Annotated in this window: 13 protein-coding genes, 1 rRNA gene and 1 riboswitch; of the genes, 13 read left to right on the top strand and 1 reads right to left on the bottom strand. The window is 42.9% G+C overall.

The window, feature by feature from the left end; all coding sequences use genetic code 11:
* Positions 1 to 97: ribosomal RNA gene (gene rrf, locus CSV70_RS11555) — 5S ribosomal RNA — on the top strand; the annotation flags it as partial.
* 76 nt (positions 98 to 173) lie between these two features.
* Here rrf and CSV70_RS11550 read toward each other — a convergent pair.
* The gene (locus CSV70_RS11550; RefSeq protein ID WP_099629052.1) at positions 174 to 479 is read right to left on the bottom strand and encodes a hypothetical protein; all 306 of its coding nucleotides are present in this window, start codon (positions 477 to 479) and stop codon (positions 174 to 176) included.
* 163 nt (positions 480 to 642) lie between these two features.
* Between CSV70_RS11550 and CSV70_RS11545 the strand changes: the two genes are divergently transcribed.
* The 12 genes from CSV70_RS11545 (at position 643) to purD (ending at position 12,521) form a co-directional block, all read left to right on the top strand.
* On the top strand, positions 643 to 1,170 hold the full coding sequence (locus tag CSV70_RS11545) for a DUF2179 domain-containing protein (RefSeq protein ID WP_085131753.1): 528 nt from the start codon (positions 643 to 645) through the stop codon (positions 1,168 to 1,170).
* Entirely contained in the window at positions 1,167 to 1,352 is a 186-nt protein-coding gene (locus tag CSV70_RS11540; RefSeq protein WP_085131752.1) for an NETI motif-containing protein, read from the top strand. Before CSV70_RS11545 ends, CSV70_RS11540 begins: the two co-directional genes overlap by 4 nt.
* Positions 1,353 to 1,480: 128 nt before the next feature.
* A riboswitch (purine riboswitch) is annotated at positions 1,481 to 1,581 on the top strand.
* 160 nt (positions 1,582 to 1,741) lie between these two features.
* Positions 1,742 to 2,230 carry a 5-(carboxyamino)imidazole ribonucleotide mutase gene (gene purE, locus CSV70_RS11535; RefSeq protein ID WP_085131751.1) on the top strand — a complete coding sequence of 163 codons (489 nt, stop codon included), beginning with the start codon at positions 1,742 to 1,744 and terminating at the stop codon, positions 2,228 to 2,230.
* 2 nt (positions 2,231 to 2,232) lie between these two features.
* On the top strand, positions 2,233 to 3,348 hold the full coding sequence (gene purK, locus CSV70_RS11530; RefSeq protein ID WP_099629057.1) for a 5-(carboxyamino)imidazole ribonucleotide synthase: 1,116 nt from the start codon (positions 2,233 to 2,235) through the stop codon (positions 3,346 to 3,348).
* Between the two features lie 115 nt (positions 3,349 to 3,463).
* On the top strand, positions 3,464 to 3,718 hold the full coding sequence (gene purS / locus CSV70_RS11525) for a phosphoribosylformylglycinamidine synthase subunit PurS (RefSeq protein ID WP_085131750.1): 255 nt from the start codon (positions 3,464 to 3,466) through the stop codon (positions 3,716 to 3,718).
* Positions 3,715 to 4,398, top strand: a complete 684-nt coding sequence (purQ, locus tag CSV70_RS11520) for a phosphoribosylformylglycinamidine synthase subunit PurQ (protein WP_099629051.1) — start codon at positions 3,715 to 3,717, stop codon at positions 4,396 to 4,398. The genes purS and purQ overlap by 4 nt, the downstream gene beginning before the upstream one ends.
* Positions 4,388 to 6,619 carry a phosphoribosylformylglycinamidine synthase subunit PurL gene (purL, locus tag CSV70_RS11515; RefSeq protein WP_085131748.1) on the top strand — a complete coding sequence of 744 codons (2,232 nt, stop codon included), beginning with the start codon at positions 4,388 to 4,390 and terminating at the stop codon, positions 6,617 to 6,619. The genes purQ and purL overlap by 11 nt, the downstream gene beginning before the upstream one ends.
* The gene (gene purF / locus CSV70_RS11510) at positions 6,595 to 8,019 is read left to right on the top strand and encodes an amidophosphoribosyltransferase (RefSeq protein ID WP_085131747.1); all 1,425 of its coding nucleotides are present in this window, start codon (positions 6,595 to 6,597) and stop codon (positions 8,017 to 8,019) included. Before purL ends, purF begins: the two co-directional genes overlap by 25 nt.
* Positions 8,020 to 8,030: 11 nt before the next feature.
* Entirely contained in the window at positions 8,031 to 9,086 is a 1,056-nt protein-coding gene (gene purM / locus CSV70_RS11505; protein ID WP_085131746.1) for a phosphoribosylformylglycinamidine cyclo-ligase, read from the top strand.
* A complete protein-coding gene (gene purN, locus CSV70_RS11500) occupies positions 9,083 to 9,655 on the top strand; it encodes a phosphoribosylglycinamide formyltransferase (protein ID WP_369822358.1) in 573 nt (190 codons plus the stop codon). Before purM ends, purN begins: the two co-directional genes overlap by 4 nt.
* A 49-nt stretch (positions 9,656 to 9,704) precedes the next feature.
* Positions 9,705 to 11,240 carry a bifunctional phosphoribosylaminoimidazolecarboxamide formyltransferase/IMP cyclohydrolase gene (purH, locus tag CSV70_RS11495; protein ID WP_099627674.1) on the top strand — a complete coding sequence of 512 codons (1,536 nt, stop codon included), beginning with the start codon at positions 9,705 to 9,707 and terminating at the stop codon, positions 11,238 to 11,240.
* Positions 11,241 to 11,261: 21 nt separating this feature from the next.
* Positions 11,262 to 12,521: a phosphoribosylamine--glycine ligase gene (purD, locus tag CSV70_RS11490; RefSeq protein WP_085131743.1), complete on the top strand. Its 1,260-nt coding sequence runs from the start codon at positions 11,262 to 11,264 to the stop codon at positions 12,519 to 12,521.
* Positions 12,522 to 12,552 lie beyond the last annotated feature (31 nt).

The following is a 12,552-nucleotide window of genomic DNA, read 5'->3' as shown; positions in this document are numbered from 1 at the left end:
AGGTCACACCCGTTCCCATACCGAACACGGAAGTTAAGCTCTTCAGCGCCGATGGTAGTTGGGGGTTTCCCCCTGTGAGAGTAGGACGTTGCTAGGCATGCGAAGCCATTCCCTTTGGGGAGTGGCTTTTTTGTATTTTATAATATATTATCGTGAAACGAATTGAAGGAAATTTATATATACACCTTTAACACCACACCTATCAAGTCGGTGAATTTTCCTGCATTTGGAATCTTCGCTTTAATAATCCGCTCAATGCTTCTAGCTAAGCGCTCTATGCCAACAGTAATCCGCTCAATGATTCTAGCCAATCGCTCTATGTCAACAGCAATCCGCTCAATGACCCTAGCCAATCGCTCTATGTCAACGTCAATCCGCTCAATGCTTCTAGCTAAGCGCTCTATGCCAACAGTAATCCGCTCAATGATCCTATCCAAGCGCTCTATGTCAACAGTAATCCGCTCAATAAACCTAGCCAATCGCTCTATGCATCCCGTATTTCACTATATGAACTCAATCAAGCACTCTATCTTTCTCGCTCATCCCACAATTACTCACCATAATCTACTATTTAAAAGACTTTCCTTGAGTTTTTAACTAATGCGCGATACGATTATCCTACTTGTTTAAAGGAGTGATGCAATGGTAATGATATTAATAATTTTCGCAATCAATATTGTCTATGTTACTTTTATGACAATACGAATAATCCTAACACTGAAAGGCTATCGTTATATTGCTGCAACTGTGAGTATGATAGAAACGGTAATATACGTCATCGGGCTTGGATTAGTGCTTGATAATCTAGATCAAATTCAAAACTTGGTTGCTTATGCGCTTGGGTATGGCATAGGGGTTATTATTGGTTCGAAAATTGAAGAACGTTTAGCACTTGGTTATATAACGGTTAATGTGATAACGTCAGATATCGATAAGGAAATGCCTGCTGTATTACGACGACTTGGATATGGAGTTACAGACTCATCAGCTAATGGATTAAGTGGTTATCGTTCTACTATGCAGATTTTGACGCCTCGTAAATATGAAGTGCAACTGTATAAGACAATAACGGAACTAGATCCGAAAGCGTTTATTATATCGTATGAACCTAAGTCGATACACGGTGGCTTCTGGGTGAAGAGTGTGAAAAGAGGCAAGTTATTCAAATGAGTAAACAAAAGATCTGGTTTGATAGAGAAGAAGATGAGACGCTTGATGAATGTTTGGAAAGAATACAGAGTTTGGGATATACCGTTGTTGCTAGAAGAGAGAAACCACTATTTAAACAGGTGGGCGAAGAGTATATTCCCATTAGACAACAAACACAGTTTCAAGCTATCAAAAATAGCTAATAACTGTCAACGTAAATAGAACTGATGTTTAATCATCTATATGTCAACTTAAAGGCGAATGATTATAAAAGACTTATAATGTAATGTTCGTCTTTTAGTTGACGGATTATGTATTAATTGATAATATAATAAGAGTAAATGAGTTCCCCCGTATATGCTGCAGAATAGGCTGTGGCGTTTCTACCAAGACACCGTAAATGTCTACACTATGTGGGAAAGCAATTTTTCTTGGATAATCATGGAGAATGGCTAAGTTACGATAGCTATGTATCCATATTGGTAAGGGTCCTTGAAAGTTCTGCTTTTTGTGCATGTGAAAAGTGGAGTTTTCAAGGACCTTTTTATTATTTTATATCAAATCATGTTGTGCATGAAGGAGCGGATTAGATTTGGAACCGAAAATAGGTGTCATAATGGGCAGTAAGAGCGACTGGGAAACGATGAAGCATGCATGCGACATATTGGATGAACTAGGAGTTCCTTATGAAAAAAAAGTAGTGTCAGCCCACCGTACGCCGGATTTCATGTTTGACTATGCAGAACAAGCAGAGAAAAAAGGATTACACGCTATTATCGCAGGAGCAGGCGGAGCTGCCCATCTACCAGGAATGGTTGCTGCAAAAACGCTAGTTCCTGTTATTGGTGTGCCTGTGCAATCTAAAGCATTGAATGGTATGGACTCACTGTTATCTATTGTTCAAATGCCAGGAGGCGTACCTGTAGCGACTGTGTCAATCGGTAAAGCGGGTGCTACGAACGCAGGCCTTTTAGCGGCTCAAATGCTCTGTGTACAAGATGAAGAATTACGCAATAAACTACAGCAAAGACGCGATGAAATGAAGGAAATCTCGCTGGAAAGCAGTGGTGAACTAAATTGAAAATGATTCACCCAGGACAGACAATCGGTATTATCGGTGGTGGGCAATTGGGACGGATGATGGGTCTTGCGGCAAAAGAAGCTGGTTTTAAGATTGCGGTACTTGATCCAACAAAGAATTCCCCTTGCGGACAGTTAGCTGATATCGAAATAGTGGCATCATATAATGATGAAGAGGCATTGAATGAATTAAGCCAAGTTAGTGATGTCATTACATTTGAATTTGAAAATATCGACTATGAAGGATTGAAACGGCTGACAAAGAAAGCTTATGTACCTCAAGGAGCTGAACTAGTCCGTATCACGCAAAATCGTATCAAAGAAAAAGCTGAAATTCAAGCGGCTGGAGCACCAGTTGCGCCTTACATAACCGCTGAAACGTATGAAGAATTAGTACAGAAAATTGATGATCTTGGATTCCCTTGTATCGTGAAAACTGCTTTTGGGGGCTATGACGGTAAAGGTCAAGTAAAGCTTGAAGCGAAAGAACAAATTGAAAGTGCTAAAGATCTGTTTACACATTCTTCTTGTATAGCTGAGGCTTTCGTTCCATTTGATAAGGAAATTTCCGTTATCATTCAACGAAATCCAGCAGGACAAACATATTGCCTGCCTATTGCTGAAAATATTCATAAGCATCATATCTTGCACGAATCGATTGTACCGGCACGAGTAGAACAAGAGGTTTTGGAGCAAGCAGAAAATGCTGCAAAGAAAATCGCAAGCCATTTAGAGTTAATAGGTACACTAGCAGTTGAAATGTTCGTACTGCCTGACGGTAAAATCATGATTAATGAATTAGCGCCGCGCCCGCATAACTCTGGTCACTATTCAATAGAGGCATGTAACATCTCACAATTCCATCAACATATTCGTGCAGTCTGTGGTTGGCCGTTACGTGAGCCGAAGTTATGGGGGTCATCCATTATGGTGAATGTACTTGGAGAACATGTAGCACCGCTTCAAGAGCGTATCGCGGATTATCCAGATTGGTCCATTCATTTATACGGCAAAGCAGAAGTGAAGGAAAAACGTAAAATGGGTCATGTCACCATCATGACGGAAAATATTGAAGCAACTCTGCAAGAAATTGAGCAGTCCGGTATTTGGTACGATTAAAACTATATAAATTTAAATAGATTAACTCCATCAACAGTTCTTAAATTATTACATGCTCTTAGATTTAATTTACACAATAAAAAAACTATTATTTCCACTTTGGGAGGAACCGACAATGACGAAAGTAACAATTTATGTAACACTACGTGAAAGTGTTGTAGATCCACAAGGTATCGCGACAACTGAAGCACTTCAAAAGATGGGCTATGAAGAAGTGAAAAGTGTACGGGTTGGGAAAATGATCGAATTACAGCTTGATGGATCAGAACAGACAATCGAAGCACGTGTGAATGAAATGTGTAACGATCTATTGATCAATAAAGTCATTGAAGATTATCGTTTCGAAATTGGGGAGGTTGCCAGCAAATGAAGTTCGCCGTTCTAGTATTCCCAGGACTTACTTGTGATCTTGATATGTACCATGCAATTGAGGAAACAGTAAAGCAAGATGTTGAATACGTTTGGCATACAGAAGCCGACCGACTCGATCAATTCGATGCGGTTCTATTACCGACAGGCACTTCATACGGCAACTACTTACGTCCAGGTGCATTAGCGAAAAGTTCACCTGCATGCAAACATTTACAAACATTTGCTGAATCAGGTAAATTGGTTCTTGGTGTAGGTAATGGTTTTCACATCCTAGTAGAAGCAGATATGCTCCCGGGTGGATTCTTACGAAATCAGAGCTTGAAATTCCGTTCAGCCCGAGAAACCGTGCGAGTAGAAAATAATAATACAGCTTTCACAAATGATTATACACAAGGTCAAATGCTTACATTGCCAGTTGCTAATGAGTTTGGTAACTACTATGCGGATGAGCAGACAGTGAAAAAACTAAAAAACAATAATCAAATTGTCTTCACATATGCGGATGGAAATATAGATGGTAGCACAGAAGCTATAGCCGGTATCACAAATGAAAGAGGCAATGTTCTCGGTATGATGCCACTACCTGAACGTGCAGTAGAAGCAATCATTGGTGGGACAGATGGAACAGCTTTATTCCAATCAATCATGAACAATCGGGGTGAACAGCATGTCAATTAATCACGAACCTACAGCGGAGCAAATCAAAGAAAATCGTCTATATCTCCAAATGGGTATGACGGATGCAGAGTATGAGCGTGCAGTAGAAAAACTTGGACGTACTCCAAATTACGTGGAAACAGGTCTATTTTCTGCTATGTGGTCGGAGCACTGTTCGTATAAAAGCTCAAAGTCTGTATTACGCAGATTTCCTACTGAAGGTGCACGTGTACTACAGGGACCGGGTGAAGGTGCTGGAATTGTAGACATCGGTGACAACCAAGCTGCTGTTTTTAAAATGGAATCCCATAACTCCCCTTCTGCCATTGAGCCTTTCATTGGTGCAGCAACAGGTGCTGGCGGAATCATTCGGGATGTATTCTCTATGGGTGCGCGTCCGGTAGCATTAGTAAATTCACTTCGTTTCGGAGATTTAACAGAACCTCGAGATCGATTTTTGTTTGAAGAAGCAGTTGCTGGAATTGCAAGTTATGGTAATGCAATGGGAATCCCAACAGTAGCGGGTGAAGTCCAGTTTGATCAGTGCTATTCGAAACGTCCATTAGTTAATGCGATGGCAGTCGGATTGTTGAATCATGAAGATATTCAAAAAGGTGTTGCGGCTGGTATCGGCAACACAGTGATATACGCAGGCGCTACAACAGGCCGCGACGGAATTCACGGAGCTACCATGTCTTCTTCTGAACTGTCTATTGAAGAAGAGGCAGAACTGCCGGTAATGCAGGCAGGAGATCCATTCATTGAAAAGTTATTGATGGAAGCTTGCTTAGAACTAGTTCAATCCGATGCGTTGATCGGTATTCAAGATATGGGTGCAGCAGGTCTAACTTCTTCAGCAGCAGAAATGGCTTCAAAAGCTGGCTATGGTGTGGAATTGAACTTGGATCTTGTACCACAGCGTGAAGAGAATATGACAGCGTATGAAATGATGTTGTCTGAATCTCAAGAACGTATGTTGATTGTGGTGAAAAAGGGCCGTGAAGAAGAAGTCATTGCACTATTCACGAAGTATGGAATTACTGCAGCGGTAATTGGTCATGTAACAGATGATAAAATGCTTCGTTTGCTTCATAAAGGTGAAATCGCAGCAGAAGTTTCAGCGGATCTACTAGCTGAAGATGCACCGAGCTATCAGAAAGAATCAAAAGAACCTGCATCGTTTGCGGAAAACCAAGCGATTGAAAATAAAGAACCACAAGTAACGAACTTAAAAGAAACAGTACTCGATTTATTGCAACGTCCGACGATTGCTTCTAAAGAGTGGGTATATAATCAGTTCGATACAGGCGCGAGAACGAATACAGTTCTTGCACCAGGAGCATCCGCCGGTGTGATCCGTGTTAGAGGAACAAATAAAGGTATTGCGATGACAGCGGATTGTAACTCGCGATTCATCTACTTGGATCCGGAGGTTGGCGGTAAGATTGCGGTAGCTGAAGCTGCACGTAACCTTGTATGTTCAGGTGCTGAGCCAATCGCACTGACAGACTGTCTGAACTTTGGTAGCCCGGACAAGCCAGAAGTATTCTGGCAGTTGGAAAAGTCGGCTGACGGTATTTCAGAAGCATGTCGTAAACTGAATGCACCGGTTATTGGCGGTAACGTATCTCTTTCCAATGAAGTAAATGGTGTGCCAATCTATCCAACACCAACAATTGGTTTAGTAGGAATCGTCCATGATTTGAGCCAAGTGACAACACCTGGATTCAAACAAGCTGGAGATGCGATCTACTTGATTGGACAAACGGAAACAGAATTCGGTGGCAGTGAATTGCAACAAATGATCGAAGGAAAGATCTTCGGTAAATCACCTGCAATTGATTTGGATATAGAAGCAACTCGTCAACAACAGCTTCTTGAAGCAATACAAGCTGGAATGATTCAATCGGCTGATGATTTGTCAGAAGGCGGATTTGCAGTAGCGCTTTGTGAAGGTACATTTGGCTCACAAGGCTTAGGTGCCGATGTAACAGTGGAAGGCTCAGCAATCACTGCATTATTCAGTGAAACCCAGTCACGTTTCTTGGTTACTGTACAAGCTGATCAAGTAGCAGCATTTGAAAAGAAAGTTCAAGATGCTGTGAAAATAGGAACAGTAACAGATGGCGAAGAAATCGTCATCAAAGACGCAGAGGGAACTGTCCTAGTAGAAGGGACGGTAGAGGAATTCCAAACTGCTTGGAAAGGGGCAATTGCATGCTTGCTGAACTCAGAGGACTAAACGAAGAGTGCGGCGTATTTGGTATTTGGGGACATGACGATGCAGCACAACTCAGCTATTACGCATTGCACGCTCTTCAGCATCGTGGACAAGAGGGAGCCGGAATCGTCGTAAAAGGCGATAGTGGTCTCCATGCAGTCAAAGGTGAAGGTCTGGTCAATGAAGTGTTCTCAGGTGAAAAGCTAGACTCTCTTGAAGGACGAGGCGCAATTGGGCAAGTTCGCTATACGACAAAAGACGGGCGTGGTATAGAGAATGTTCAGCCACTTGTCTTTCGTTCCACAACGGGTAGCTTGGCGATTGCGCATAACGGGAATCTGATCAATGCGACAGATTTGAAAGAACATTTGGAGCGGCAAGGTAGTATCTTCCAAAGTACATCCGATACAGAAGTACTCGCTCATTTGATCAAACGTAGCAGTGGTTCACGTAATCATCGTGAACGAGTAAAAAAGGCACTGAGTATTCTAAAAGGTGCATTTGCATTCGTTTTAATGACAGATGAAGGGTTGATGGTTGCGCAAGATCCAAACGGTATGCGTCCATTATCTTTGGGGAAAATTGGCGATGCATGGGTGGTTGCATCGGAAACTTGTGCGTTTGAAATTATTGGTGCTGAACATGTCCGTTCTGTGGAACCAGGTGAATTGCTGATTATCAATGATAATGGATTGACGTCTGAGCGTTTTGCAGAACCGGCAGATAATGCGATGTGTTCTATGGAATATGTCTACTTCTCGCGCCCTGATTCAAATATAGATGGAATTAATATCCATGCCGCACGTAAACGTTGCGGTAAACAGTTGGCTCGTGAAGTACAGATCAGTGCAGATGTCGTTACAGGTGTTCCTGATTCCAGTATATCTGCAGCCATTGGATTTTCTGAACAAAGCGGTATTCCGTATGAGTTGGGATTAATCAAAAATCGCTATGTGGGACGAACTTTTATTCAACCATCTCAAACATTGCGTGAACAAGGCGTGAAGATGAAGCTGTCACCTGTACATCAGGTCGTTAATGGTAAGCGTGTAGTGATGGTTGATGATTCGATTGTTCGCGGAACGACATCTAAACGAATAGTCACAATGCTACGCGATGCGGGCGCTAAGGAAATACATGTTGTCATTGCTTCACCACCTTTGATCGCGCCATGTTACTACGGTGTAGATATTAGTTCAGATTCAGAATTACTTGCGACAGGTCGTACTATAGATGAAATGCGTGATGAGATTGGTGCAGATTCACTCTCATTCCTATCAATTGATGGGATGTTGGAATCGAATGGCCGGTCACCTGAAATGAAAAACTGCGGACAATGCTTGGCTTGTTTCACGGGTGTGTATCCAACAGAGATTTATTCGGATACGGCAATGCCGCACGAAAAAGAAATCGTACGATAGGAGGCCTTTCCATGTCGAAGGCATATGAAAAAGCGGGAGTTAATATTGAAGCTGGCTATGAGTCAGTTGAACGCATGAAGTCTCACGTAGCACGAACATCTCGTAAAGGTGTAGCAGGTGCATTTGGTGGGTTCGGCGGAATGTTCGATCTATCTGCGCTGGAATATAAAGAACCGGTACTCATTTCTGGTACAGACGGCGTTGGCACGAAGTTGAAATTGGCTTTCATGGCGGACCGTCATGACACGATCGGAATTGACTGTGTTGCAATGTGTGTGAATGATATCGTAGCGCAAGGTGCAGAGCCTCTATATTTCCTTGATTATGTAGCGTTAGGCAAAGCGGTACCTGAAAAAGTGGAAGCAATCGTCAAAGGTGTAGCGGATGGTTGTGTACAATCAGGTGCAGCATTGATCGGTGGAGAAACGGCTGAAATGCCAGGACTTTACGATGAAGATGAATATGATTTGGCTGGCTTCGCCGTAGGAGCTTGTGAAAAAAGCAAGCTGGTTACAGGTGAGCGTGTGCAAGAAGGTGACGTACTAGTTGGAATTGCATCAAGTGGTATTCACTCGAACGGTTACTCTTTAGTACGCCATATTGTATTCGAACAATTGGGCGCAGATATTAACGGCACGATTGAAGGATATGAAGATCTTGGCACTGTAGCTGATGCATTGTTAAAGCCAACTAAGATCTACGCAAAACCGGTACTTGAAATGCATCAACAGCTTGACGTGCACTCCATGGGTCATATTACCGGCGGTGGATTTTTTGAAAACCTTCCGCGTATGTTCTCTGAAGAATTTGGAGTAGAAGTAGATCTAGACGCTTGGCCAGTACTTCCTATATTCCATATGTTGAAAGAAAAAGGCGGATTAACGGATCGTGATTTATATAGCGTATTCAACATGGGTGTTGGGTTCGTCGTAGCCTTGCCGGAAGCAGAAGCTGGAAAAGCAATCGAAATCGCTAATGCACACGGTGAAGAAGCGTATGTAATCGGACGTGTTACGAAGCAAGCAGGCGTAACATTTAACGGTGAGCATGACGGGACATTGTCATAATGAATAAAGTAAAAATCGCAGTATTTGCTTCAGGGAGCGGCAGTAACTTTGCCGCTTTGGTAGAAGCTTGTAAAGCGGGGCGCATTCCAGCTGAAATTGTTTTGATGGTGACAGATAAACCGGATGCTTTCGTCAATGAACGTGCGAATGAACAGGGTATTCCAATTGCCGCTATTCGTCCTCGTGACTACGAAACAAAAGATGCATACGAGCAAGCAATACGTAAAGCATTACAAGAAGCACAAGTAGAATGGTTAATATTAGCTGGCTATATGCGATTGATCGGTCCTGTATTATTGGAAGCATTTCCTGAACGGATCATCAATATCCATCCGTCTCTCTTGCCTTCATTCCCAGGTAAGGATGCGATCGGACAAGCAGTAGCTGCCGGCGTTAAAGTAACGGGTGTTACAGTTCATCTTGTAGATGAAGGAATGGATACGGGTCCGATTTTAGCCCAGCGCGCAGTGGACGTTGTCGATGGGGATGTCGAGCAGACTGCTTTAGCTATTCATGCCGTGGAACATGAATTATATACAGCAACATTGCAAAACTTATTTAAAAAATGATGAGCCTGTTGAGATGACAGGCTTTTTTTATAAACTGGAGGGAATACCTTTGAAAAAACGCGCACTGTTAAGCGTATCAGATAAAAGTGGAATACTAGAATTTGCAAAAGAACTTGAACAGCTTGGATATGAATTATTATCTACTGGTGGTACGATGAAGCATTTGAAAGACAATGGTGTTGCTGTGACGGCTGTAGATGAAGTAACAGGATTCCCAGAAATCATGGAAGGCCGCGTGAAAACGTTGAACCCGATGATTCACGGTGGATTACTTGCAAAACAAGACGATCCTGGACATCAGGCACAAATGGAAGAGCACGGCATTCAGCCAATCGATGTAGTGTGTGTAAACTTATATCCATTCAAAGAAACGATTTCTAAACCAGATGTATCTGCAGAAGATGCAATCGAAAATATCGATATCGGTGGTCCAGCAATGCTTCGCGCGTCTGCAAAGAACCACGCATACGTGACAGTCATTGTGGATGCAACAGACTACAGTGCCGTACTCGACGAACTAAGAGCGGATGGCAAGACGACTCTTGAAACACGACGTCGTTTAGCAGCTAAAGTATTCCGTCATACGGCAGCTTATGATTCATTGATTTCAGGCTACTTGACAGACCTCGCTGGCGAACAATTCCCAGAACAAGTTACGTATACATACGAGTTGAAGCAACCATTGCGTTATGGTGAAAATCCTCATCAGCAAGCAGCGTTCTATAGCCGCCCGCTTGGATCTGATTTCTCGATCGCCTATGCGGAACAGCTTCATGGAAAAGAATTATCTTATAACAATATCCAAGATGCGAATGCAGCGATTCAAATCGTAAAGGAATTCACTGAGCCTGCAGCTGTGGCGGTTAAGCATATGAATCCATGTGGTGTGGGTACAGGAGCGACCATTGCAGAAGCTTTCCAAAAAGCTTACGAAGCAGATGCTACGTCTATTTTTGGTGGAATCATTGCATTGAATAAAGAAGTAGATCAGGAAACGGCAGTGCAACTAGCTGATATATTCCTTGAAATCGTTATTGCTCCTTCATTTACAGAAGAAGCACTTGAGACATTAACGAAAAAGAAAAACATTCGTCTCTTGACGATTTCATTTGAACAGCGGAAAAAAGATCAGTGGAACACGGTATCTGTTGAAGGTGGATTATTAATGCAACAGCCTGATATCCATGGTTTTGAAGAAGCTGATATCAAGGTGGCAACAGACCGAGAGCCGACTGAAGCAGAATGGAATGCGATGAAACTTGGATGGGCAGTTGTGAAACACGTGAAGTCTAATGCAATCGTCGTTACAGATGAGCATATGACAATCGGTGTAGGCGCAGGTCAGATGAACCGTGTAGGTGCTGCGAAAATCGCCCTGACACAGGCAGGCGAACGTGCAAAAGGGGCAGCGCTTGCTTCTGATGCATTTTTCCCTATGGATGATACAGTTGAAGCGGCGGCAAAAGCAGGTATTACCGCAATTATTCAACCAGGTGGTTCGGTGAAAGATGCGGATTCCATTAAAAAGGCTAATGAATACGGTATTACGATGGTATTTACAGGCGTACGTCATTTCAAACACTAAGAGTGCAGGGAGTAGATGAACATGAAAGTTCTTGTAATTGGAAGTGGCGGTCGTGAACATGCGATTGCCAAACAGTTCAACCAAGCGCCTTCTGTATCAGAAGTATTTGTGGCGCCTGGCAACGACGGTATGCGACAAGATGCAACATGTGTGAACATTGCAGCTACAGATTTTAAAGCTTTGGCGGATTTCGCAATCGAACAGCGTGTTACGTTAACATTCGTTGGACCGGAACAACCGCTAGCAGAAGGAATTGCCGATTACTTCCTGGATAAAGGTTTAACAGTATTCGGCCCTACTCAGGCAGCTGCTCGCATCGAAGGCAGTAAGTCATTCGCCAAGGAGATCATGGACAAGTATGATATTCCAACAGCGGCTTATGGAACATTCACAGATGCTGAAGAAGCGAAGTCATTCATCCGCGAACAAGGTGCGCCGATCGTAATCAAGGCTGATGGGTTGGCAGCTGGAAAAGGCGTAATCGTTGCGATGGAATTGCAGGAAGCGTTAGATGCGGTAGATGATATGATCGGCAATCAAAAGTTCGGTGAATCATCGTCACGTGTCGTGGTAGAAGAATTTCTCGATGGCGAAGAGTTTTCTTATATGTCATTCGTCCATGACGGACAAATTTATCCAATGGTGATCGCACAAGATCACAAACGTGCATATGACGGAGATCGTGGTCCGAATACGGGAGGAATGGGTGCTTATTCTCCGGTTCCACAAATTTCGGATGCAATCGTGCAGGAAGCGTACGATCGTGTAGTCGTACCAACTGTTGAGGCTATGACAGAAGAAGGAATTCCTTTCACAGGTATTCTCTATGCTGGTTTAATACTTACTGAGCAAGGTCCAAAAGTTATCGAATTCAATGCCCGTTTTGGCGACCCAGAAACACAAGTCGTCTTGCCGCGTATGAAATCGGATTTTGGTAAGTTCATGGAAGCTCTACTGGCTGGAGAATCATTCGATCTTGAGTGGCATGAAGAAGCGATGTTAGGCGTAGTGATTGCATCGGAAGGATATCCTAACGACGTAGTGAATGGTCACGCACTCCCTAATCTTGATGTTCTGACAGATCAAGGGCTTGATGTTTTCCATGCAGGAACCAAGCTGGAAAATGATCACTTTATAGGAAATGGTGGACGTGTACTTCTCGTTGCTGCAAAAGCAGCTACATTAAAAGAAGCACAAGAAAAAGTTTATAATGGCCTTGCCGATCAACAATGGGATGGATTTTTCCACCGTACAGACATTGGATGGCGTACATTTGAATAAAAGTTGAAACAGGACTGTCCTAGAAGTTGCA

Origin of the sequence: Sporosarcina sp. P25 (assembly GCF_002743235.1) — a bacterium.
Taxonomy (GTDB): Bacteria; Bacillota; Bacilli; order Bacillales_A; family Planococcaceae; genus Sporosarcina; species Sporosarcina ureae_B.
The sequence above is the reverse complement of the archived record's forward strand: the minus strand, read 5'-3'. Positions and strand labels throughout refer to the sequence as shown.